The organism is Leucobacter manosquensis, from assembly GCF_018304845.1.
GTDB lineage: Bacteria > Actinomycetota > Actinomycetes > Actinomycetales > Microbacteriaceae > Leucobacter > Leucobacter alluvii.
Genome location: NZ_JAFEVO010000001.1, coordinates 176,005 through 200,079, shown reverse-complemented (window position 1 = coordinate 200,079; position 24,075 = coordinate 176,005). Strand labels below are relative to the sequence as shown.

Annotated in this window: 20 protein-coding genes; 1 reads left to right on the top strand and 19 read right to left on the bottom strand. The window is 67.6% G+C overall.

The features are described 5' to 3' along the window. Positions 1–27: 27 nt before the first annotated feature. The 17 genes from JSQ98_RS00945 to JSQ98_RS00865 all read right to left on the bottom strand — a co-directional run bounded on the left by JSQ98_RS00945 (position 28) and on the right by JSQ98_RS00865 (position 20,948). Positions 28–570 carry a CinA family protein gene (locus JSQ98_RS00945; protein ID WP_211647968.1) on the bottom strand — a complete coding sequence of 181 codons (543 nt, stop codon included), beginning with the start codon at positions 568–570 and terminating at the stop codon, positions 28–30. Then, positions 567–1,166, bottom strand: a complete 600-nt coding sequence (gene pgsA / locus JSQ98_RS00940) for a CDP-diacylglycerol--glycerol-3-phosphate 3-phosphatidyltransferase (RefSeq protein ID WP_211647966.1) — start codon at positions 1,164–1,166, stop codon at positions 567–569. Before pgsA ends, JSQ98_RS00945 begins: the two co-directional genes overlap by 4 nt. Before the next feature lie 34 nt (positions 1,167–1,200). Further along, on the bottom strand, positions 1,201–2,241 hold the full coding sequence (locus tag JSQ98_RS00935) for a hypothetical protein (protein ID WP_211647964.1): 1,041 nt from the start codon (positions 2,239–2,241) through the stop codon (positions 1,201–1,203). Between the two features lie 77 nt (positions 2,242–2,318). Further along, positions 2,319–5,228 carry an FtsK/SpoIIIE family DNA translocase gene (locus JSQ98_RS00930; RefSeq protein WP_211647962.1) on the bottom strand — a complete coding sequence of 970 codons (2,910 nt, stop codon included), beginning with the start codon at positions 5,226–5,228 and terminating at the stop codon, positions 2,319–2,321. A gap of 102 nt (positions 5,229–5,330) precedes the next feature. Beyond that, positions 5,331–6,365, bottom strand: coding sequence for a lipid II:glycine glycyltransferase FemX (locus JSQ98_RS14895; protein ID WP_211647960.1), 1,035 nt, complete (start codon positions 6,363–6,365; stop codon positions 5,331–5,333). Continuing rightward, on the bottom strand, positions 6,362–7,981 hold the full coding sequence (murJ, locus tag JSQ98_RS00920; RefSeq protein ID WP_211647958.1) for a murein biosynthesis integral membrane protein MurJ: 1,620 nt from the start codon (positions 7,979–7,981) through the stop codon (positions 6,362–6,364). Before murJ ends, JSQ98_RS14895 begins: the two co-directional genes overlap by 4 nt. Next, entirely contained in the window at positions 7,981–9,054 is a 1,074-nt protein-coding gene (locus JSQ98_RS00915) for a lipid II:glycine glycyltransferase FemX (RefSeq protein ID WP_211647956.1), read from the bottom strand. The genes murJ and JSQ98_RS00915 overlap by 1 nt, the downstream gene beginning before the upstream one ends. 3 nt (positions 9,055–9,057) lie before the next feature. Further along, entirely contained in the window at positions 9,058–10,734 is a 1,677-nt protein-coding gene (locus tag JSQ98_RS00910; RefSeq protein WP_090147838.1) for an RNase J family beta-CASP ribonuclease, read from the bottom strand. Positions 10,735–10,748: 14 nt separating this feature from the next. Then, entirely contained in the window at positions 10,749–11,726 is a 978-nt protein-coding gene (gene dapA, locus JSQ98_RS00905; protein ID WP_090147837.1) for a 4-hydroxy-tetrahydrodipicolinate synthase, read from the bottom strand. Positions 11,727–11,730: 4 nt separating this feature from the next. Beyond that, positions 11,731–12,261 carry a dihydrofolate reductase gene (locus JSQ98_RS00900; protein WP_234037086.1) on the bottom strand — a complete coding sequence of 177 codons (531 nt, stop codon included), beginning with the start codon at positions 12,259–12,261 and terminating at the stop codon, positions 11,731–11,733. Position 12,262: 1 nt separating this feature from the next. Further along, positions 12,263–13,072: a thymidylate synthase gene (locus JSQ98_RS00895; protein ID WP_211647954.1), complete on the bottom strand. Its 810-nt coding sequence runs from the start codon at positions 13,070–13,072 to the stop codon at positions 12,263–12,265. A 10-nt stretch (positions 13,073–13,082) separates the two neighbouring features. Beyond that, a complete protein-coding gene (locus JSQ98_RS00890; protein WP_211647952.1) occupies positions 13,083–14,072 on the bottom strand; it encodes a GGDEF domain-containing protein in 990 nt (329 codons plus the stop codon). 94 nt (positions 14,073–14,166) lie between these two features. After that, positions 14,167–15,765 (bottom strand): APC family permease, encoded by a 1,599-nt coding sequence (locus JSQ98_RS00885; RefSeq protein ID WP_211647950.1) that lies wholly within the window; start codon positions 15,763–15,765, stop codon positions 14,167–14,169. A gap of 106 nt (positions 15,766–15,871) precedes the next feature. Further along, on the bottom strand, positions 15,872–16,333 hold the full coding sequence (locus JSQ98_RS00880) for a tetratricopeptide repeat protein (protein WP_176698303.1): 462 nt from the start codon (positions 16,331–16,333) through the stop codon (positions 15,872–15,874). Further along, a complete protein-coding gene (gene dapB, locus JSQ98_RS00875; protein ID WP_211647948.1) occupies positions 16,330–17,085 on the bottom strand; it encodes a 4-hydroxy-tetrahydrodipicolinate reductase in 756 nt (251 codons plus the stop codon). The genes JSQ98_RS00880 and dapB overlap by 4 nt, the downstream gene beginning before the upstream one ends. A 32-nt stretch (positions 17,086–17,117) precedes the next feature. Continuing rightward, positions 17,118–18,524 carry a M16 family metallopeptidase gene (locus tag JSQ98_RS00870; protein ID WP_211647946.1) on the bottom strand — a complete coding sequence of 469 codons (1,407 nt, stop codon included), beginning with the start codon at positions 18,522–18,524 and terminating at the stop codon, positions 17,118–17,120. A gap of 159 nt (positions 18,525–18,683) precedes the next feature. Continuing rightward, a complete protein-coding gene (locus JSQ98_RS00865) occupies positions 18,684–20,948 on the bottom strand; it encodes a polyribonucleotide nucleotidyltransferase (protein ID WP_090147825.1) in 2,265 nt (754 codons plus the stop codon). A gap of 384 nt (positions 20,949–21,332) precedes the next feature. Between JSQ98_RS00865 and JSQ98_RS00860 the strand changes: the two genes are divergently transcribed. Further along, positions 21,333–21,998: a FadR/GntR family transcriptional regulator gene (locus JSQ98_RS00860; RefSeq protein ID WP_211647944.1), complete on the top strand. Its 666-nt coding sequence runs from the start codon at positions 21,333–21,335 to the stop codon at positions 21,996–21,998. 71 nt (positions 21,999–22,069) lie between these two features. On the opposite strand, the gene serA is transcribed toward JSQ98_RS00860, so the two are convergent. Beyond that, entirely contained in the window at positions 22,070–23,662 is a 1,593-nt protein-coding gene (serA, locus tag JSQ98_RS00855) for a phosphoglycerate dehydrogenase (protein ID WP_211647942.1), read from the bottom strand. 89 nt (positions 23,663–23,751) lie between these two features. Continuing rightward, on the bottom strand, positions 23,752–24,072 hold the full coding sequence (locus JSQ98_RS00850; RefSeq protein ID WP_090147818.1) for a hypothetical protein: 321 nt from the start codon (positions 24,070–24,072) through the stop codon (positions 23,752–23,754). Positions 24,073–24,075 lie beyond the last annotated feature (3 nt).

Genomic DNA, 24,075 nt, shown 5'->3' with positions numbered 1-24,075 from the left:
GATCGATCGGCCTCCAGCGTACCGAGGTCAGCGAGGCTCCGACGCACGCTCGCTTTCGAGGCACTCCCACAGCAGCTGGATCGCCGCGGCGACGGCATCCGCACGAATGCTCGAGCGGTCGCCGTCGAGGGAGAGCAGCCGCGACTGCGTGCGTTCGCCAGCGCTCACGGCGATCCAGACCGTTCCGGCCGGCTGACCGGTCTGCGCGTCGGGGTCCGGCCCAGCGACCCCCGTGGTCGCGACGCCGACATCAGCCGGGACAACGGGTCCGCTCCCCCTCGGCGTCGCACAGGCCCGCCGCACGCCCTCCGCCATCTGGCGCACCACCTCGTCATCGACCGGGCCCCGTTCGCGCAGGAGCTCGGCGTCCACGCCGAGCAGTGCATGCTTGAGCGCGGTGTCATAGGCCACCACGCCGCCGCTGAACACGCGGGAGGCTCCTGGCACCGAGACCACGGCATCGGCGAGGAGCCCGCCGGTCAAGGACTCCGCCACGGCGAGCCGGAGTCCGCGCGACGCTGCGCGCTCGATGATGCGGGCGACGAGGTCGCGGTCAGCACCGGACTTCACTGCGCCGACCTCCTCGCGCGGAGGTACCCGACCACGTAATCGATGCCGCTGTACATCGTGAGCACGAAGGCGATCGCCATCGTGATGATGTTCACCCAGACGACGACGGGCGCTGCCGGTCCGACGACGGCGGCGAGCGGGAGCAGAGCGAGCGTGATGGCGACGGACTGCGCGACGGTCTTCAGTTTGCCGGCCCATGCGGCCGCGAGCACCACATCGTGCGCCACGAGCAGACGGTGCACGGTGATCCCGATCTCCCTGACCAGAATCAGGATCGTGACCCACCACGGCAGCTCCGCGAGGATCGAGAGACCGACCAGTGCGGCACCGGTGAGGAACTTGTCCGCGATCGGGTCGAGCAGTTTTCCGAGGTCCGTGATGAGGCCTCGCGATCGTGCGATGTGGCCATCCCAGGCATCGGTCGCGATCGCGAGCACGAAGAACACCGCCGAGGCCCAGCGCCATGGCCCGTCTGCGCCGCCGTCGGCCAGCAGCATCCAGAGGAAGAAGGGGGTGGCAATGATGCGCGCGCCCGTGATGATGTTCGGAGCGTTCCAGTTGCTGGGCGCCGCGGAGGCGGGTGCGTTGCCGGTCATGCCAGCAGCCTACTTGAGTGGCCGTAGCGGGGTTCTAGTACGGGTAGATCGCCACGTCGAGCCCATCTGCCGTGGGGGTGACCTCGACGTCGGCCGAGGATGCCTGGAGATCGATCTTCTCGGTGATCTCATCACCACTGGCGTCTCGTCCGGTGTAGGTGGCCCGGAACGAGCCTCGATCTTCGATCTCCATCCACGTGGACAGCTCATCACGGGCGCTGACCGTCGGAGCCTCCGTCATCTCGACGGATACGTCTACCGCGGGGCTCGAAGAGAATTTGGTGCTCGGCTCCTCGGCGGCGATGCCGCAGGACTGCAATTCCCACACATCCGTCTGCTCGGCGCACTCCTCGTAGGCGATGCCAACCTGCCGTCGCACCTCCGCCGCGTAGTCGGCACCGGGAACGATCCAGTCGGACGCGAAGAGCGCGTCAGCGTTCGATGTCACGGCGACGCGCGCGTCATCCGTGGTTTCGAAGAACGGGTTGTGCGAGATGAGCGCGTACTCGCCCGCGTACACAGTGATGGACGGGGCGTCGGACGGGAGCGGATCGTCCGCGCCCCGGAGTCCGAGCGCACCGCCGCCCGACGCGTCGATCGCGACTTCGTACTTCAGGCCGGATGTGACGCGCCACTCGTCGTCAGCGATGCGGCGCAGCTCGAGCTGATCGGAGTACGAGGAGCCGCCGAGTTCGTATGAGACTTGCCCGGAGGCGCGGCCGGCCTCGAAGTCGACGCGGATGCGCCCGAGCTCACTGTCGCTGATGTGCTCAGCTGACGCGAACGCAGCCGGATCCGGGGCTGCGTTCGGACGCGCCGATTCGGTGTCGCTGGAAAGCCGCTCCGCGCCGTTCGCGTCGCCAGCGGCGACGGCCTCCACGTACTCCGCTGCGACGGCGCGAACTGCTGCGCTGTTGTTCGATTGGGCGTCGACGGCGACCACTGCTCCAGCGGCCCCGAGCACGACCACCGCGAGAGCACCGGTCATTCCCCAGATCCAGGTCTGGCGCTGCGGACGACGGCCTGCCGTCTGCCCGCTCGCGTCATACGGAGAGGTTCCGTCCGGGTGCGTCATGCTCGTCTCCTCTGTCGTACGTCTCAGGGTTCACATCGTGTGGTGCGCACGCGCGGCACCTGGAGGGCTTTCGCAGCTCAGTCGCGCCCCGTGAGCTGCCACGCGTCTTCGTCGCCGTCGTCTTCGACTTCTTCGAGCGTCGACTGATGCTGCGCGATCGGATCGTCGTATCGCGAGTCGCCGAACCCCAGTGCCGGGTCGAGCGGGTCGATGACATCCGTCACGGCATCCTCGCGAGCGGAGGCGGACGGGGCGGCGCTCACTGCGGAGGCGCCGACCGCAGCAGCGGCGACGCCCGGTGTCGCAGCAGCCGGGGGCCGCGGCGGTTCGAACGCTGGAGCCGGGGCCGACGGGCCACCGGTCACACGCGCCAGCACCTCCGCGAGCTGCTCCGGGCTGACTAGCACGTCACGCGCTTTCGACCCCTCGGAGGGGCCGACGATGTCGCGCGACTCCATGAGGTCCATCAGTCGCCCGGCTTTCGCGAACCCGACGCGAAGCTTGCGCTGCAGCATCGACGTCGAACCGAACTGCGAGGAGACGACCAGCTCGATCGCGGCGACGAGTACTTCGAGGTCGTCGCCGATGTCCTCGTCGATCTCCTTCTTCTCGACCACCTGAGCGACGTCAGCGCGGTATTCGGGCTGCGCCTGCGCCTTCACGTGCGCGACGACCTGCGCGATCTCTGCCTCGCCGACCCACGCGCCCTGCACGCGGACCGGCGACGATTCGCCGTTGAGCAGGAGGAGGCCGTCTCCCTGACCGATGAGTCGCTCAGCGCCGACCTCGTCGAGGATGACGCGCGAATCGGTGCCGGAGGCGACGGCGAATGCGTACCGGCTCGGCACGTTCGACTTGATGACGCCGGTGACGACGTTCACGGAGGGACGCTGCGTCGCCAGCACCAGGTGGATCCCGGCGGCGCGCGCCAGCTGCGTGATGCGCTGGATCGAGTCCTCGACGTCGCGCGGGGCGACGAGCATGAGGTCGGCGAGCTCGTCGACGACGACGAGTAGGTACGGGTACGGCTTGAGTACGCGCTGGCTTCCCTCGGGAAGCACGATGCCGCCCGAGCGCACGGCTTCGTTGAAGTCGTCGATGTGGCGGAAGCCGAAGCTCGCCAGATCGTCGTACCGCATGTCCATCTCCTTCACGACCCACTGCAGCGCTTCCGCCGCTTTCTTGGGGTTCGTGATGATGGGCGTGATGAGGTGCGGCACGCCCTGGTACACGGTGAGCTCGACGCGCTTCGGGTCCACGAGCACCATGCGGACGTCGGACGGCGTAGCGCGCATCAGAATGCTGGTGATCATCGAGTTGATGAAGCTCGACTTGCCGGAGCCGGTGGCTCCGGCGACGAGCAGGTGGGGCATCTTCGCGAGGTTGGCGACGACGAAGCCTCCCTTGACGTCCTTGCCGACGCCGATCGTCATCGGGTGCACGCTGCGCTGCGCCTTGCTCGATCGCAGCACGTCGCCGAGTGCGACGTTCTCGCGGTCCTGATTCGGGATCTCGATGCCGATCGCGCTGCGGCCGGGGATCGGAGACAGAATGCGCACCTCGTTCGACGCGACCGCGTACGACAGATTCTTCGAGAGCGCTGTGACCTTCTCCACTTTCACACCGGGGCCGAGCTCGACCTCGTACTGCGTGACCGTCGGCCCGCGCGAGAAGCCGGAGACCCGCGCATCGACCTTGAACTCCTCGAAGACCCGCGCGATGGCCGCGGTGATCAAGTCGTTGGCTTCCGTGTGGGTCTTGGGCGCGTCGCCAGTCGCGAGCGCATGCTGATCCGGAAGCTGGTAGGCCGCCTGATCGGCGGGACTGTGCGGGGGCGCGACGACGAACGGCTCGGATGCGGGCGCGGCAGCGGGCTGGTCAGCGGCCGTCTCCGGCGCTGACGGCGCGAAGTCGTCCCAGGAATCATCTCCGAGCCCCGAGGCCGGAGTCGGCGCGGCAGCCTGCACCGCTGCTTCTGCCTGCTCGAGGTCGTCGAAGAGGTCGGAGGGGAAGACGCCGGTCTCCGGTTCGGGTGCCAGCGCGGACTCGAAGGCGCCGCTCCGTTCGGGCTCGGGAGCGGGCCCGCCGAGGGCGGAGTCGAGCGCCGAACGATCGGCTGCGTACTCCGGGTCCTCCTCACGGCCCGACGCGTTGCGACGCCACCAGGGCATCGCGTCTCCGTCGCCTTCCTGCGCCTCGAGATCGAACAGCGCCTGCTCATCGGCGCGCGCCTGCTTGCGACTGCGCTTGGGGGCCGTCGGCTCCGCGGGCGCTTCGGGGTCGCCGCTGACGCCGAACAGGAACACGTATGCCTCCCGCATGCGCTGCGCGATGCGGGATGGCGGCGTCTTGAGAACGATGAGCAGAGACATCAGAATCAGGATCGACAGCACCGGCACGGCGACCCACATCGTCAGATAGCCGAGCGTTCCCCCGACGAGCCAGCCGAAGACACCGCCTGCGGCGCTGAGGCGCTCCGGGTTCTCCCACGGGTTGGGCATGCCGCCGTACAGGTGGCAGATGCCGGCGATGGAGAGCACCGCGAGCGTGAGCCCGGTGGCGATGCGGCGGTTGTCGTGCACGCTCGAGGGATGGTTGAAGAGCCAGAGCGCGAACCCCGCCATGATGATCGGCAGGCCGAAGGCGACACGACCGAACAGGCCTCCGAACGACCACGCGTCGAGTGCGACCGCGAAGGTCTGGCCGATGAAGAACCACTCGATCACCGCCCCGACGATCGCGAGCAGCACGAGCAGGAAGGGGACCCCGTCTCGGCGGTCCTCTGGAGCGAGCGGTTCGACCCGGAAGGCGCGCGCAGCGGCCCCGAAGGCGTGCGCCAAGCCGTTCCAGGCGCGGACGATCACGCCGTCGGTCGGCTCAGGCTCGGCGAGCACCTTCGTTTTCGCGGTCGCCCGGGTCTCCGCGGTACGGGCACCCCGTGTCGCGGTCTTGCCCGCGTTCTGGCGCGACGAAGCTTTACTGGCCATGGTACGAGGGTACGTTCGACCGCCGACATTGGCGAGTTGACGCTCCGGGCCCACCCGAATCACCCGGAGAGCGAAGCCCGCGCTCCCCGGCTGCGCCGGACCTCAGCGGCGCTTGAGCGCCCGCAGCGCTCGCTTCGCGAGCGGCAGCCCCTTGGTCCACAGCGCATAGCCAGCGCCCGGGCGATCCCAGCTGCCCGCCAGCAGGTTCTCGTGCGACGCGAACCCGGTCTTGAACGTCGTCACTCCGTCGTTGATGAGCCCGCCGAAGTCGTAGCGCTCGATGCCGAGCGACTTCATGTGCCTGATGACGTGCCATTTGAGCGCGTAGTTCGCCCGCAAGCGCTGACCCGTCTCGTCCATCCCGCCGTAGAGCTCGAAGGCGGTGCGGCCCGATTTCGCCATGAACAGGAATGCGACCGGCCGGTCCTCGACGTAAGCAGCCCAGACGGGTGCGTCGTCGCCCAGCATCGTGAACACGTCATGGTAGTAAGAATCTTCATGCAGGCCGAAGTCCGCGCGCTCGCTCGTCTCCCGGTAGACCTCCAGGCAGACGTCGAGCTGCTCGAGCGATTCGACGGGACGGATGTGGATCGCGTCCTCCCTGCCCGATTTCCGAATGTACTGACGATGCTTCTTCGACATGTCGGCCAGAAGCTCGTCTTCCGACCGCCGGAGATCGAGAATCAACGTACGGGCCGGGAGCACGGGCGTCTCGGCTGCACGCCACGATTTCGAGAGCGGGAATTCCCCCGCGTTCTCGTCCGGCTCGATGGAGAGCGCCACCGCCCGCCGTGATCCGTGCACGTAGTCGGCGATCGCGTCTGCCACGGCCGATGGCGCCGGCTCCTCGGCGGGGCGCTCGCCGTCCGCGGGGTCTCGCGCCAGCACGGGCCCGCGGGGCGCGTAGACGAAATCTCCGAGCGGACCCGGCAGGGTTCGCGTCAGGAGCTGGCAGGCACCGACGACCACGGCCCCCTCCTGACGCCCGGAGCGCACCAGCACGCGCTCCGCCTTCCAGCGGTGGGCGGATTTCACGTCGCCCCAGCCCCAGAGCTGCAGCGGGTGGCCGCCGAGTTCTCTGACGGTGGCGTCCCACTCGGCACGATCGGTGCACGGGGTCACGAAGAGGGAGGTCACGAACGATTCCTTCCGAGAATACGAGAAACGGTGCCGACGATATCCGAAACTTCGGACGATCTGAGGAGTCGGAGCACCAGGAAATACACGATGCCGACGATCACTGCTTCGACGGCCGCGAACGGCAGGGCCTGCCAGACGCTGAACTCCGGGGCGATGATGCGCCCGACGTGCGTCGCGACGAGCCCGACGGCAATCGCCGGCACCGCCGCGATGGCGTACTTGGTCAAGCTCTGCGCGATCCTGCGCCCGTCGATCGAGCCGATCTTCCGCCGGAGCAACCAGGTCGCGATCACGGTTTCGACGATGGTGGCGAACGACCAGATCAATGCGAACGAGAATCCGATGTGGCGGGGCGCGACGAGCACGGGGAGCAGCAGGGAGAGCGCGATCACGATCACCATCTGGATCGTCGTGAACACGAAGGGCGTGCGCGTGTCGGAGAGGGCGTAGAACGCCCGCTGCACCACGAAGAGGAAGCTGTACGCAGCGAGGCTGACGGAGTAGGCCATCAGAGCCTCGCCGAACATCTCCACCTGCTCTGGCAGCGCCCCGAAATTGATGACGCGGCCGATGAACGGAGCGGCCGTTACGAGAATGACGGCCGCGTAGACCATGACGAGCGCGATCTGGCGCACCGAGGCCGAGAAGTCGCTCTTGAACTCCGCCATCCGGCCCGACTGCCCCCATTCGGCCAACCGCGTGAAGTAGGCGGTCGCGAGGGATACGGCGATCACCGAGTGCGGCATCATGAAGATGAGCCACACGTTCTGCATCGCGCTCGTCGACGGCCCCTCCCCCGACCCGATCGCCACGATGCGGTTCGTCACGATGCCGCCGACCTGCATCACGACGACCATGGCGAGCGTCCAGGTCGCGAGTCTCGCGGTGTGGCCGAGTCCGACGCCCCGCCAGGCGAAGTCGGGACGGAATCGGATACCGGCATTGCGCCATGAGACGAACAGGATCAATGCCTGCGCGACGATGCCGAGGGTCGCGCTGCCGCCGAGCACCGCGATCATATCGGCGCTCCAACCGGTGACCGCGAGACGGCCCTCCGGATCCGCTCCGAACATGGCGATGAAGACGAGGATGCCCGTGATCGCGATGAGGTTGTTGAGCACGGGCGCCCAGGTGAACGGGCCGAACCGGCTTCGCGCGTTCAGCACCTCGCCCATCACGGTGTAGATGCCGTAGAAGACGACCTGCGGCATGCACCAGTAGGCGAAGGCGGTTGCGAGAGCCAGCTGGTCCTCGCCCCAGCCTTCGACCGTGATCCGCACGATCCACGGAGCGGCCGCCATCGCGAGACCCGTGATGATGACGAGCGCGGTCGTGACGAGCGTCAAGATCTTGTTGATGTACCCGGCGCCGCCGTCGCTGTTCTGCGCCGCCCTGACGATCTGCGGCACCAGCACCGCGTTCAGGACGCCGCCGATCAGGATCATGTAGACCGTGTTCGGCAGCAGGTTGCCGTTGGCGAACGCGTCGGCGGAACGGGCCCCGACCGAGCCGATCGCGTATGCGAGGAGCATGGCCTTGACCAGGCCGAGCACGCGCGAGACGATCGTGCCCGAGGCCATGACCGCGCTCGCGCGTATGAGTCCGGCAGCCATCAGTAGTAGGGATCCTTCCGAATGGCGAGCGAGGCGCGCCGCGCGAGCCGGTCGCCGAGCACGTCCCAGACGCGATACGCGAGCGGCCGCAGCGGGAGATCGAACGCTCCCGCGTAGTCGATGATCTGGGGCGAGAACGATCGCTTGAACTGTCCGACGCCGAACAACGGGTGCTCCCGATCGTCCACCCGGTCGGAGGGGGGCGCACCGCAGAGGTCGTGGACGGTCGCGCCGCGCTCGTTGGCCCAGCGGATCACCTCCCACTGCAGCGCGTGAGACGCCCCGTACGCGGTCTTCGCGCGCACGGAGGCGCCGTCCTTGTAGGTGGTCTTCTCACCGAGCGCCATCGCGTACGCTCCGGCGACGAGCGCGCCGTCGCGGTGGGCGAGGAACATCTGCCCCGCTCCGGCACGCGCGAAGCTCTGCCAGAACTCGCGGTAGTACTGCTCGGATCGCAGCACGAACCGCCCCTCTGCGGTCTCCTGGAGCAGCCGGTACAGCGCATCGCTGTGCTCCGCCGTCGGATCGACGCGCGTCACGACGATCCCGTCTCGCCCCGCACGATTGACGGCGTTGCGCGCCTTCTTGCCGAGACGCGCGAACACCTCCTCTTCCGTTCCGGAGACGTCCACGAGAATCGTCGACGGATTCGGGATGATGCGAACGGCGTCCCGATACCCCGCGGCGTGGATCTCGGGAATCACGTCTCGACCGAGACGCGGCTCGATCTTGAGGAGAAACGCTCCCGATGACCGGGCGAGTCTCGAGACGGCAGCCGCCACCTCGAGCATGTCAGCGGCGCTCTCGCCCGCGGGACCTGCGGGGAGATGCCACCACGAACCGAGGAGCGGCACCCGCTTCGCGAGCACGCCGACGGCGATCGTCGCCCGCCCGGCGCGCTCGACGATCACCCGAAGATCGCGGTAGCCGTTCTGCGTGCGCTTGACCTGCAGGTACTCCTCGCCGGCCCATACCTCGCCGCCCCCGGGGTTCGCGGCGATGCGCGCATCCCACTCGGAGCGCTCCGCGTCCGTGGCGAACCGGGCGACGGCCGAAGCCGAAGCGGTCGCCATGAGCTACACCACGACCACGACAGGAACGATCATCGACTTGCGACGGAGCTTGGTGCCCACCCACCTGCCGACGGTGCGACGCGTGATCTGCTGCAGCGCATGCGGGTCGGTCACGCCGTCCTTCATCGCCTGCTCGAGCGCGTCGGCGATCTGCGGCTTGATCTTGTCGAACACGCTGTCGTCCTCGGCCACGCCCTTGGCGTGGACCTCCGGCCCCGAGACGATCTGGCCGAGACTCGTCTCCACGACGGTGATGACGGAGATGAACCCCTCCTCCGCGAGCGTGCGGCGGTCTCGGAGGTCTTCGTCGGTGACACGGCCGACGCTCTTGCCGTCGACGTAGATGAAGTCGATCTCGAGCTGGCCCACCTTGCGGGCGACGCCGTCGACCAGGTCGACGACCGTGCCGTTCTCGCCGATGATGGTGCGATTCTGCGGCACGCCCGTCTGGATCGCGACGCCCGCGTTCGCGATGAGGTGGCGGTACTCCCCGTGAATCGGCATCACGTTCTTCGGGCGGACGATGTTGTAGCAGTACATGAGCTCGCCCGCGGAGGCGTGACCCGAGACGTGCACCTTGGCGTTGCCCTTGTGCACGACATTCGCACCGAGCTTCATGAGCCCGTTGATGATGCGGTAGACGGAGTTCTCGTTGCCGGGGATCAGGCTCGAGGCGAGGATCACCGTGTCGTTCGCACCGATCTCCACCTGGTGCTCCTGATTCACCATGCGCGCGAGCACCGCCATCGGCTCACCCTGGGATCCGGTCGACATGTACACGATGCGCTCGTCGGGAATATCGCCGCTCTTCTTGAGGTCGACGAGCACGCCCTCCGGAACCGTGAGGTATCCGAGATCGGAGGCGATCTTCATGTTGCGCACCATCGACCGGCCGAGGAGCACCACGCGGCGGCCGTTCTTCTGAGCGGCGTCGAGCACCTGCTGCACACGGTGGACGTGGCTCGAGAAGCTGGCGACCACGACCTTGCCCGGCGCCTTCTCGATGACGCGTTCGAGCACCGGACCGATGTCCTTCTCGAGCGCGGTGAAGCCCGGCACCTCGGCGTTGGTCGAGTCGGTCATGAAGAGGTCGACGCCCTCTTCCCCGAGACGGGCGAACGCGCGCAGGTCCGTGATGCGGCCGTCGAGGGGCAGCTGATCCATCTTGAAATCGCCCGTGCCGATGACGAGCCCGGCATCGGTGCGGATCGCGACTGCGAGCGCGTCGGGGATCGAATGGTTGACCGCGATGAACTCGAGGTCGAACGGACCCGTCGTGATGCGATCGCCCTCGGCGACGACGCGCGTCTCCGGGCGGATGCGGTGCTCCTTGAGCTTGGCCTCGACGAAGGCCAGGGTCAGTTTCGAGCCGATGAGGGGGATGTTCTCCCGCCGCTTCAGCAGATACGGAACCGCGCCGATGTGGTCTTCGTGGCCGTGCGTGAGCACCACTGCGACGATGTCGCCGAGGCGGTGCTCGATCTTCGAGATGTCGGGCAGGATCAGGTCCACGCCCGGCTGGTGCTCCTCTGGGAAGAGCACGCCGCAGTCGACGACGAGCAGCTTGCCGTTGATTTCGTAGACCGTCATGTTGCGGCCCACCTCGCCCAGGCCGCCGAGCGGCGTGATGCGAAGGGTACCCGCTTCGAGAGCGGGCGGTGTGATTACGGGGTTGGGCACTGAGCCTCCTGTTATTAGCGGGTGGTGCCTGCGATCTGGGGCAGGGCACCGCCGGCAGCCGCATTGCGGTCCGGCCTGAAGTTCGAAAGGTCGATGCCTGGGGCATCGGTGATGAGAGCGAGCTCGTCCTCGATGAGGGCGGCCTCCCACTCTTCGGGACCGACGAGCGGCAATCGCACGCGCGGGCTGCTGATACGGCCGAGACCGTGCAGAATGTACTTCGCGGCGACGGTGCCGGGAACGTGGGTCATGACCGCGCGAACGAGCGGCTCGAGCTGCTGATGGACCGCGCGCGCCGTATGCAGGTCGCCCGCGTTGACGGCGTCGACGATGGCGCGGTACGGCGCGGCGGCGATGTTCGCTGTGACGCCGATCAGGCCGGTGGCGCCGATCGAGAGGTGCGGCAGCGCATTCGCGTCGTCTCCCGAGAAGTACATCAGGTCGGTCTGGTTCAGCACCCGGCTGACCTCGCTGAAATCGCCCTTGGCGTCTTTCACGGCGAGGATGTTCGGGTGCTTGGCGAGCCGCAGCAGCGTCTCGTACTTGATCGGCACCCCGGTCCGGCCCGGGATGTCGTACAGGATGACGGGGAGATCCGTCGCATCGGCGACCATGCGGAAGTGGGTGAGGAGGCCGGCCTGCGTCGGCTTGTTGTAGTACGGGGTGACGATCATCACACCGTCGGCTCCGGCCTTCTCACTGGCGCGGTAGAGCTCGATCGCGTGCGCGGTCTCGTTCGATCCGCCGCCGGTGATGATCTTGGCGCGGCCACCGGAAACCGACTTCGCGACCTCGACGAGCTTCAGCTTCTCAGGGTCGGTCAGCGTGCTCGTCTCGCCGGTCGTACCGGTGACGACGATGCCATCCGCGCCGCTCGAGATGCAGTCGTCGATGTGCTTCTCGGTCGCTGCCCAATCGACTTCACCATCAGCGTGGAACGGCGTGATGAGTGCGACGAGGACCTGACCGAAAGGATTCTCTGGGTGTGCCACGAGACTAGGCTACCGGACGTTCTCCCTGCGAAGCCCCCATGCGCCACCGCTCGAACCGATACTCGAGCCCGGTCCGCGACGTTTCCGGCGTCCCCGGGTCGACCAGCGTCCATTCAGGACCGATCTCGGGAGCGAAGGTATCCGCGTCCGGCACATCGAGTCCGATCCTCGTCACGACGAGTTCGTCGGCGAACGGCATGCCCGCCCGGTAGAGCTGGCCTCCGCCCATGATCCACACGCGATCGTGCGGCCCGCTGTCGCGGGCGAGCTCGTCGAGCACGCTCTCGAGCGACGGCACCACCGTCGCTCCGGGCGCGTCGTACGATGCCGTGCTGGTCACCACGAAGTTCTCACGGCCGGGGAGCGGCCTGAAGCGAGCGGGAAGGGACTCCCAGGTGCCGCGCCCCATGATGACGGGAGCGCCGAGGGTCTGCTCCTTGAAGAACGCCGCGTCCTCCGGCAGGCGCCAGGGCATCTCGCCGTCGCGGCCGATCGCCCCTCCACGCGCCTCCGCCCAGATCATGCCGAGAATCATGTCAGACCGCGACCGGTGCTTTGATGCCCGGGTGATGCTCGTAGCCGACGACCTCGAAATCGTCGAGCGTGTACTCGAAGATCGAGTCGGCCTTGCGGATCTCGATGCTCGGGTACGGGAACGGATCGCGCGCGAGCTGGCGCTCGACCTGCTCGACGTGATTGTCGTAGATGTGGCAATCCCCGCCCGTCCAGACGAACTCGCCCGGTTCGAGCCCGGTCTGCTGCGCCACCATGAGTGTGAGCAGCGCATACGAGGCGATGTTGAACGGCACCCCGAGGAACATGTCAGCCGAGCGCTGGTAGAGCTGGCACGAGAGCTTGCCATCCGCGACGTAGAACTGGAAGAACGCATGGCAGGGCGCCAGCGCCATCTCGCCCAGGTCGGCGACATTCCATGCCGAGACGATGATGCGCCGCGAGTCGGGGTTCGTGCGCAGCTGATCGATGACGTTCGCGATCTGATCGATGTGCTCGCCGCTCGGCGTCGGCCAGGAGCGCCACTGCACACCGTACACGGGGCCGAGGTCGCCGTTCGCGTCTGCCCATTCGTCCCAGATGCTGACGTCGTGCTCCTTCAGGAAGGCCGTGTTGCCCTCGCCGCGCAGGAACCACAGCAGTTCGACTGCCACCGATTTGAAGTGCACCCGCTTCGTCGTGATGAGCGGGAAGGATTCGGCGAGGTCGAAACGGATCTGCCGCCCGAAGAGGCTGCGCGTACCGGTGCCGGTGCGATCCGATTTGGCGGTGCCGTGCTCGTACACCTCTCGCAGCAGGTCTTCGTACGGGGTCGGGATCGCGTTCGCACTCACACGCGAGAGTCTACCGCGGCTCGTGCTCGGAGCTCCCGTGCGGCTCGGCATCTCCTTTCCGATTCCGTTTCGCCCCCAGCATTTCGAGGTCGGCTCGCGAGATGAAGGCATCGGGCGACTCCCCCGGCACCCACTCGGCGATGCCGTAGGACCACTTGACCGCGTCGAGCTCGCGATGCAGCCGCTCGGCAATCGACCGCGCGAGCGACGCGTCGGCATCGATGAGGAGCAGTGCGAACTCGTCGCCGCCGAACCGCGCGAACACGTCTTGCGGGCGGCAGTTCTCACGCATGTGCTGCGAGAACTGCCGGAGCACGCGATCGCCCTCGAAATGGCCGTAGCGATCGTTCACCTGCTTGAAGTCGTCGAGATCGACGTACAGCATCGCGAGGGGCCGCCCCCCGCGGTCGGAGGCCGCGACGGCGCGATCGAGCAGCGCGCGGAACCCGGTCGCGTTCCACACGCCGCAGAGCGGATCGGTCACCGACGCCCGTTCGAGTCGTCGTTTGAACAGTCCGATCAACTCGCCGAGCACCAGACCCGTCACGGTCAACGTGACGAGCACCGAGAGCATCGACGGCCCGAACCTCATCAGGATGAACGCATCCACCAGGAGGATCCACGGGTACCCGAGCAGCCGCGCGAACCACATCGGCAGGAACCAGACGAGGTACAGGAAGAACGGGAGGAAGAGCAGCCCGGTATTGATCGACCGGATCGCATCGGGAGCGAGGAGCACCGAGGGAACCACGACGATGAAGACGAGGGCCATGAGGACCCCGGCCGCTCGCGTGGAGAACCGGCTGCCGGCCGCGAACACGCCGCCGGCGGCGACGAGGCAGGCGATCGCGACCGCGACGAGATCGGGTCGCTCGTCCCCCGGAGGCAGGAACACGGTCGAGTTGGCGAGCGCGAAGAGCATGCCGGCGACGAAGAACGCCGCAGTGGCGAGCGAGCGGTCGTTCTGCCGCTCGAACAGCTCCCCGATTCTCGCCCGCATCTCCACCCGATCTCAGAGACTTGAGCATACGCGACGGTCAGCGGGAGCGCAGCACAATGCTGGGCTCCCTTCGCCGACCGTCACGAACCGTGAGCTACGAGCCGAGCCCGTCGTCGAACACCGGCATCGCCGAAGTGTCCTCCGATGCGTCCACGCGCGCGAGCACGCGGCCGCGGAAGAACTCGGGTGACGCCTTCGCCTGCAGGAGCATGAGCACGACGCCGATGCCGAGCACCGCGACGCCGATGATGCCGACGAGGCCGACGCCGGCGATGTTGCTGCCCGATCCAGCGTCCGGGCTCATCGCATCGATCGTGGTCTTGACGAACACGATCAGCAGCAGCACGCCGCCGAGCCCCGGGAGCACGATCTTCGAGATGATCGAGCCGACGCCCTCGCGCACAGCAGTCTTGCGGAAGTACCAGGGACTCGCGAGCGCAGTGATGCCGTAGTAGAAGCACACCATCATGCCGAGTGCGGTGATCGTGTCCCACAGCACGTCCTCGCTGATGAAGCGCATCACCGCGTAGAAGACTGACGCCACGATCGACGAGAGCATGAGGGCGACGTGCGGCGACTTGTACTTCGGGTGCACCCGCTTGATCGCGGCGGGCAGCGCCCGATAGTGCGCCATGGCGAGCAGTGTGCGGGCGGGCGAGATAGCGGTCGAGTTGATCGACGCCATCGCGCTCACGAGAATGGCGAGCGAGAGCAGGATCGCGGCAGGACCCATCACCGGGTGCGCGAGCGCGGCGAAGACGTTCTCCACGATGGCCGAGTTGCCGAGGCCAGTGGGTCCGTCGCCGATGCCGGCGAATGCGACGGTGGCGGTGGCGGTGCCGACGTAGAGCACGACCAGGATCCCGACCAGGATCATCGCCGCCTTGCTCTCAGTGGACAGCCGGCCCTTCGACGGCTTCGTCTCCTCGCCCATCGTGAGCACCGTGTCCCAGCCCCAGTAGACGAAGATCGATACCGCGATGCCCGCGGCGAAGGCACTGAAGCTGCTGACCTCGAAGGGGTTGAACCAGGAGAGCTGAGGTACCGTGCCCTCGGGGTTCGCGGGGTCGCCCGCTCCGACGAACATGGCGATGATGAACCACACCATGACCGCCATCTGGAAGACCACGGTGATGTACTGGAACACCTTCGTCGAGGTCATCCCGCGGTACGAGATCAGCGTCGCCAGGGCCATGAACCCGAGGCAGACCGCGATATTGATGAACTTGTTGTCGGCGATGTCGGCGATCGACGGATCATCCATCGCGATGCTGATCGACTGGAACAGGAATTCGACCGCGATTCCCGCGAGGTTCGACAGCACCAGCACGGTGGCCGCGATGAGTCCCCATCCCGCCATCCATCCGATCCACGGGCCGAATGCGCGCGTCGCCCACGTGAACGAGGTACCCGAATCGGGCATCGCCGAATTCAGTGCGCGGTATCCGAGAGCGACGAGCAGCATGGGGATGAAGCCCATCAAGAAGATGGCGGGCGTCTGATACCCGACCTCGCTCGCCGCCGGGCCCACCGCTGCGGTGAGCGTGTATGCGGGGGCGCACACCGACAAGCCGATTACGAGAGCGCCGAGCACGCCCACCGTGCCCGACGGCAGACCCTTCTTGCTGATGCCGCTGACGGAGTCGAGTGTCCGTGTCGCGGGCTCCGGAGCGTTGAGGTCGTACTTCGCCATGTCACCTTTCCAGACTGGGGCGTCGAAGCGACCCAGAAAGTTCCGGTCGTGGCGGCCCGGGCATTGATTCTATGCACGCGGCGAGGAAACCACGAATCGATGGGGGCTATGCCCGAAGATCCTGCCGTTCGCAGGCGATCGCTCGTCGAATTGCACCGCGAGCGCGCTTTCGGTCTCCGCACGCGTCGTAGACGATTCCGAGTCGCATCCACGCCCGCCACGAGTCTGGCTCCGCCTGGACCGCGTCGCGGTACTTCGGGAACGCCGCGTCGGCGTCCGCCCGATCCGGTCTGCCCGAAGGCGTCTCCGAGACCGGCTCCTCCGGCAGCGCATCCTCCGCCTCGAGACGATCGGCCAGGCGAGTCGCCTGACTGCCGAAGAGGATCTCGCGCAGCAGCGCCCAGGCACCGATGAGCGGCAGCACGAGCATCGCGACACCCATGATGATCGCGATCGCGTCGCCAGAACCGAGCAGCGCGACCGCTCGAATGCCGACGAACACGAAGTAGAGCACGAGCACGGCGCTCATGATCGAGACGCCGATGATGGCCCGCGTGCGCGCACTCACCGCGCATCACCGGCTGCTGCCGCACCGCTCAGACCGAGCAGGGCGTCGAGCCCGACCGTGAGGCCGCGAGCATCGGCGATGGCTTCGAGGGCGGCCTGCACCCCTGCGCGATACGCCTCGTTGGAGTGGGTGTCGTGCGTCACCGTGAGCACTTCTCCGGGCCCGCCGAAGCGCACCTCCTGCTTGGCCACCACTCCGGCGAGTCTCAGGCTGTGCACGGGGATGCCCGCAATGAGCTCCCCGCGGGCCGGCTGCTCCGCGAACGGCGCATCGACCGGTCGTCCGCGACGCGCTTCCGCCATCAGCTCAGCGGTGCGCACGGCCGTGCCGCTCGGCGAGTCGACTTTGCCGGGATGGTGCGCTTCGACCACCTCCACTGCGTCGAAATAGGGCGCGGCGATACGAGCGAGCGCGGTGCCCAATACGGATCCCAGCGAGAAATTCGGCACGACGATGACGCCGCGCTCCGGCGTCCCCGCGAGCCTCGACTCGAGCGCTTCGAGCAGATCGGCGGACCAGCCGCTGGTGCCGACGATCACCTGCTGGCCTCGCGAGATCGCAGCATCGACGATCGCCGGCGAGACGTCCGGTCGGCTGACGTCGACGAGGATATCCGCGTCTGCCCCGTCTTCGGGACGGGAAGTACTGCGCAACCGGGCGACCAGCTCGAAGTCCGGATGCTGCTCGACGACCTCGCACACGAGTCGTCCCAGCCGCCCGGTCGCACCGGAGACTGCTACACGATTCTTCATTCCTCCAGGGTAGCGTTCGACGGAGGTACCGATCACTCGTGGGATTCGAGCGAGGATCGCGATGCGTCGCCGACGGCGACCACGGTGAGCGGGCGCGCGGCGAGCGTGGCGGCGACCTCCTGGATGTCCTCCGGAGTCACTGCGGCGAAGCGCTCGAGCGAGGCGTCGAGGTCGAAGAGCTCCCCGCTGCCGAGCTCGGCGCGCGCCAGGCGACCCATCCGGGTGTCGGAATCCTCGAGCGCGAGCGCCGTCGATCCTGCGATCTGACCGAGGGCCCGCTCGAGCTCCTCCCCCGAGATCTCGGCGTCGGCGAGCTTGCGCAGCTCCACCCGGCTGAGCTCGACGACGTCGGCCGCCTTCTCCGGAGCGGTACCGGCGTACATCGCGAAGAGGCCTGAATCCGAGTAGCTCGCACCGAAGGAGTACGCCGTGTACGCGAGCCCGCGCTTCTCGCGGATCTCTTGGAACAACCGACTCGACATGCCCCCGCCGAGCACCGAGTTCATGATCCCGTAGGCGAAGCGACGCGAGTCGTTGGCGCTGAAACCGTGCGTGCCGATGAGCAGGTTCAGCTGCTCGGACGGGCGCTCGGTGATCTGCACGCGAGGTTCGCGGGCCATCGCCGAGTCGAGGGTCGGCGCTTCCAGCGTCAGGAGATCGGGCTGGGCCGCATCGATCACCTGGCGTCGGCGCACGGGCGTCGCGCTCCCGTCGGTGTGCCAGCGACGCTCCGGTGACGCATTCAGCGCCGCGACCACCTGAGCGACGAGCCTGTCGTGATCGACGGCGCCCGCCGCCGTCACGACGAGGGTCGATGGATCGTACCGATCGCGGTAGTGGCGGTCGACGTCGACGCGTCGCGCCTCCTTGATCGTGTCGGGCCAGCCCCCGATGGGGCGGCCCAGCGGATGCTCGCCGAGCACCGCTTCGAAGAAGCGCTCGTTGGCGACATCGGCGAGATCATCGGCCGCCATCGCGAGCTCTTCGAGGATCACGCCGCGCTCGATCTCGAACTCATCGGCATCGAGCGTCGAATTCGCCACCATGTCGCTCAGCATGTCGACCGCGACATCGAGGTCGGCGTCGCGCACCTTCGCGTAGTAGCACGTGTACTCCTTCGCGGTGAGCGCGTTGTGCTCGGCTCCGATGCGGTCGAACTCGGTCGCGATGGAGAACGCGTCGCGAGTCGGTGTGCCCTTGAAGAGCAGATGCTCGAGGAAGTGGGTGGATCCCAGGCTGCCGGGCGCATCCGCGCGTTCAGCCTGCTCGTCGCGGGAGCCGACGCCGACCCAGAACCCGATCGAAGCGCTTCGCGCTCCTGGCATGCGCTCCGTCAGCACGCGGAGCCCGCTCGGATGCACGGTGCGGCGAACCAGCCCGCCTCCCAGATCCGCGGTCAGTTCGGCTTGATCGAGGGGCAGTTGGATCGGTTCGCGCATGCCCTCAGCCTAGGGCCTCGCCGCTCCGAGCTTCCCGCGCGGTGGGCCGCCCTCCTCCGCCGGCCCGCATTCCCCGCGCTTCGCAACGCAGAACGCCCGCCGCCCCGCGCGATGCGGGACGACGGGCGTTGAATGCGGCGGACCGCCGCACTGCCGGAACTACTCGGCTGCGGGAGCCTCGGCAGCTGCTTCGGCCGGAGCCTCAGCTGCCTGCTCCTCGAGCACGGGCTCGAGTGAGAGCTTGCCGCGATCGTCGGTCTTCGTGATCTTCACGAGGATCTTCTGACCGACCGAGAGCACGTCGTCCACGCTCTCGATGCGCTTCCCACCGGCGAGCTTGCGCACCTCGGAGATGTGCAGCAGGCCGTCTTTGCCCGGGAGCAGCGAGATGAACGCGCCGAACGCCGCGTTCTTCACGACCGTACCGAGGTACTGCTCGCCGACCTCGGGGTTCTGCGGGTTCGCGATGGCGTTGACCTGCGCGCGCGCAGCCTCCGCCGCCGGACCGTCGGTCGCGCCGATGTAGACGGTGCCGTCGTCATCGATCGAGATGTCGGCGCCGGTCTGATCCTGGATCCCGTTGATCGTCTTGCCCTTCGGCCCGATCAGTTCGCCGATCTTGTCGACGGGAATGTTCACCGTGATCACGCGAGGCGCGGTCGGCGCCATCTCGTCGGGCACGTCGATCGCCTGGTTCAGCACGCCGAGGATCGTGAGGCGGGCCTCATGAGCCTGAGTCAGCGCGCCCTTCAGCACCGATGCCGGCAGGCCGTCGAGCTTGGTGTCGAGCTGAATAGCGGTGATGAACTCAGAGGTACCGGCGACCTTGAAATCCATATCGCCGAGCGCATCCTCAGCGCCCAGGATGTCGGTGAGGGCTGCGTACCGCGTCTCGCCGTCGACCTCGTCGGAGACGAGACCCATCGCGATGCCGGCGACGGGCGCGCGCAGCGGCACGCCGGCGTTCAGCAGCGACAGGGTCGACGCGCAGACCGAACCCATCGACGTCGAACCGTTCGAGCTCAGCGCCTCTGAGACCTGGCGAATCGCGTAGGGGAACTCCTCGCGGCTCGGCAGCACCGGTACGAGCGCGCGCTCGGCGAGGAAGCCGTGCCCGATCTCGCGACGCTTCGGCGAACCGACGCGGCCGGTCTCACCGGTCGAGTACGGCGGGAAGTTGTAATGGTGCAGGTAGCGCTTGCTCGTGATCGGCGACAGCGAGTCGATCTGCTGCTCCATCTTGAGCATGTTCAGCGTGGTGACACCCAGGATCTGGGTCTCGCCGCGCTGGAAGATGGCGGAGCCGTGCACGCGAGGAATGACCTGGACCTCGGCGTCGAGCGCACGGATGTCGCTCGTTCCGCGGCCGTCCATGCGGACGCCCTCGGTGAGCACGCGGCTGCGCACGATGTCCTTCGTGACCGACTTGTACGCGGCGGAGACCTGCGCGTTGGCCGAATCGGGAAGGGTCCCGGCCTCAACCTGCGCTGCGATGCCCTCCTTGACGCGCGCCTTCAGCGCGTCGTCTGCGGCCTGGCGCTCCTGCTTGTCGGCGATCTGGTAGATCGGCGCGAGCTCGGTGCGTGCGAGCGCGTCGACGGCCGCGAGCACCTCATCGGTGTACGGCAGGAAGACCGGGTAGTCGGCGATCTCCTTCGCCGACTGCGCGGCGAGCTCGGACTGCGCCTTGCAGAGCTGCGCGATGAACGGCTTCGCGGCATCGAGGCCCTCGGCGACGACTGCCTCGTTCGGCTTCTTCGCGCCGCTGCGGATGAGCTCCCAGCTGTGCTCGGTGGCCTCTGCTTCGACCATCATGATCGCGACATCATCGTTGCCGTTGGCATCGGTCACGACACGGCCGGCCACGACGAGGTCGAAGACGGCGTCCTTCAGCTGCTCGGCAGTCGGGAACGCGACCCACTGATCGCCGATGAGTGCGAGACGCACGCCCGCGATGGGACCGGAGAACGGCAGACCGGAGATCTGCGTCGACGCGGAAGCCGCGTTGATCGCGAGCGCGTCGTAGAACTCGCCGGGCGCGATCGAGAGCACGGTGATGACGACCTGGACCTCGTTGCGCAGACCGCTCACGAAGGAGGGGCGCAGGGGCCGGTCGATGAGACGGCAGACGAGGATCGCCTCGGTCGAGGGACGGCCTTCGCGACGGAAGAACGAACCGGGGATCTTGCCGGCGGCGTACGAGCGCTCTTCGACGTCGATGGTCAGCGGGAAGAAGTCGAAGTGATCCTTCGGCTGCTTCGATGCGCTGGTCGCCGAGAGGAGCATCGTCTCCTCGTCGAGGTACGCGGCGACCGCGCCCTGGGCCTGCTGCGCGAGCCGGCCTGTTTCGAATCGGATGGTGCGCTTGCCGAATGTGCCGTTGTCGAGCACAGCTTCGGCGAACTTGATTTCAGGACCCTCCACGGGTTCTCCTTACTCACGAGAGCACGCGACGGACAGTCCGGATCGCGCCGGCGTTTGCTGCGGTCGATCGCGGATGCTGATGTTCAGTAGACGACCACCCTGCGCACCGCTCCGCGCGGAACCAGAGGGATCCACCACCGAAGACCAGCCCGCCAATCGGCGTGCTCGGTTCTTCGTTTTGACACGGGCAGACGCCCGCTCCCACAGGATAGCACCGAGGGCCTGGCAGCACACAGAGTATCCCCGTCTGCGGCGCGCGCTCAGATGAGCTGTCAGACAGATTACCGAAGCGGACGAAAACTCAATATTCTGGTGCGAGTAGATCCGCACCGACGCCGACACTCGACCTGCGAGCCCGCGTTGCGCTCCCGAAAGGTCCCGCCCATGGATTCCCCCGTCAAGCGCGTCAGCGCGACCGAGGCCGCGTTCCGCGCGATCCGGGATCTCATCGACAACGATGCGGTCGTTCCCGGCGATCGTCTGCCCGGAGAGCTGACCCTCGCCAAGCAGTTCGGCGTGAGCCGATCCGTCGTGCGGGAGGCGCTCCACGCGTGCTCGACGCTGGGGCTCACCGAGACCCGCAGCGGCAGCGGCACCTACGTCGTCTCGAAGACTCCGTCCGGCGTGTCCGAGTTCGGCGGGTTCGACCCAGACCACCTCATGGAGGCGCGTATCCACGTCGAGGTGCCCACCGCGGGCCACGCGGCGCAGCGGCGCACTGAGATCGAGCTCGAAGCGATGCGCAGACTCCTCAGCCGCATGCTCGAGACGACGGCGCTGCACGAATGGGTGCGCCTCGACCGCGACTTCCACACCCTCATCGCTGAGGCGAGCCACAATTCGGTGCTCCTCAGCATCACCGCGTCGATGCGGCGCTCGCTGGATCTGCAATCCGAGTTCTTGAACATCACGCAGGCGCGTCAGCTCGATTCCGACGTCGAGCATGCGACCATCTTCGCCGCCATCGAGGCCGGCGACCGGGTTGCGGCTGAAGAAGCCGCGCTGCAGCACATCGACGCCGTCGCCTCGGCGATCCGAGCTGGGCGGTAGCGGCGGGGCGGATCCTGCACGCACGAAGCCCCCTCCGCCGAGATCGCGGAAGGGGCTTCGTGGTTCGGCGCCTAGAGGGCGTCGATGTCGATCGTGTGCATGTGCTCGGCGCCGATCGCGCCGCGCAGTGCGCCGATGAGCGTCTCCTCGACCGGCGCGTCGACCGAGAGCACCGACAGGGCGGTGCCCCGCTTCTCATCGCGAGCGATCTGGAGACCGGCGATGTTCACGCCGGCCTCGCCGAGCACGCCGCCGTAGGTCGCGACGATGCCGGGACGGTCGACGTAGCTGAAGACGATGAGGTGCTCCGGGATCGGCAGCTCGACCTCGTAGCCGTTGATCTCGACGATCTTCTCGACCTGCTTCGGGCCCGTCAGTGTGCCCGAAACCGAGATGGGGGTGCCGTCGGTGAGCGCGCCGCGGATGGTGATCACGTTGCGGTAGCTCTCCGAGAGCGAGTCGACGGTGAACCGAACGTCGATGTTGCGCTGCTCCGCGAGCAGCGGCGCGTTGACGTACGAGACGGGCTCGCTGACCACCTTCGAGAACAACCCCTTCAGGCCGGCGAGTCGCAGAGCCTGCACGTTGTGCTCGGCGAGCTCGCCGTGCACCTCGATGTCGACCGAGGCGATCGCGCCGTCCGCGAGACCGGCGAAGACCTGGCCGAGCTTCTCCGTCAGCGGCAGGCCGGGGCGCACGTACTCGTCGATGGCGCCGCCCGCGACGTTCACCGCGTCGGGAACGAGATCGCCGGCGAGGGCGAGGCGCACCGACTTCGCGACCGAGACGCCCGCCTTCTCCTGGGCCTCATCGGTCGACGCACCGAGGTGCGGCGTCACGTTGACGTTCGGAAGCGCGGTGAGACGCGTGTCTGCGGGCGGCTCCTGCACGAAGACGTCGAGCGCCGCGCCGGCGATCTCGCCCGACGCGAGCGCCTCGGCGAGCGCGTCCTCGTCGATCAGGCCGCCGCGAGCGACGTTGATGACGAACGCGGTGGGCTTCATGGCCCGCAACTGCTCGGCGCCGATCATGCCGAGCGTCTCCGGCGTGCGGGGCATGTGGATCGTCAGGAAGTCCGCGCGGCTGACGAGCTCGTCGAGCGAGACGAGCTGCACGCCCAGCTGCTGCGCGCGCGCCGCGGTGATGTACGGGTCGTATGCGACGAGCTCGACACCGAAACCGCGCAGGCGGTCGGCGATGAGCGCACCGATGCGTCCCAGTCCGATGATGCCGACGGTCTTCTCGAACAGCTCGATCCCGGTGAACGACGAGCGCTTCCATTCGCCTGCTGACAGCGACGCGTGCGCGCGGGGCAGGTGTCGCGCGAGACCCAGGATGTGCGCGACCGTCAACTCGGCGGCGCTGATGATGTTGGACGTCGGCGCGTTGACGACCATCACACCGGCCTGGGTAGCCGCCTTGATGTCGACGTTGTCGAGACCGACGCCGGCACGGGCCACGACCTTGAGCTTCGGCGCCCAGCCGAGCGCCTCCGCATCGATCTGCGTGGCGGAGCGGACCAATACCGCGTCAGCGGAACCGAGCGCCGAGCGCAGCGCACCGCGATCCGTTCCGTCGACGTGCACCACCTCGAAGTCGGGGCCGAGAGCGGCGATGGTTGCGGGCGAAAGTTGTTCGGCGATCAGCACGACCGGCGCAGACATCAAGCAGATCCTTCGGGTTGAAAACGAGGACAATACGCGCAGCGCACGCAGGGCACCAGTCTAGCCCCGCAGGGGTCGGCTGCTCCCGGCTACGCGAAATATGACGAGTCGGGCACGACGTGCATGATGTCGATCTGCCAGGCGGCGACCAGCGCCACGCCAGCGGCGAGCAGCAGGATCCTGGCGCCCGCTCCCCGTCGTCTTCCGAGCAGGAGCGCGAGCGCGAAGACGACCGCCGGCATCACCACGCCGACGACGAGCCAGAAGCGACCCGACCCGGTGAGGCCCGTGCCGAGCGCCGCGCTCATGCCCATGACCCCGACGAGGTTGCCGATGCCCGCGACGATCGCGTACAGGTAGAGCAGCCCGAGCAGCACCCCGGCCGACCATGCGGAAATGAGTTTCGCCATGCC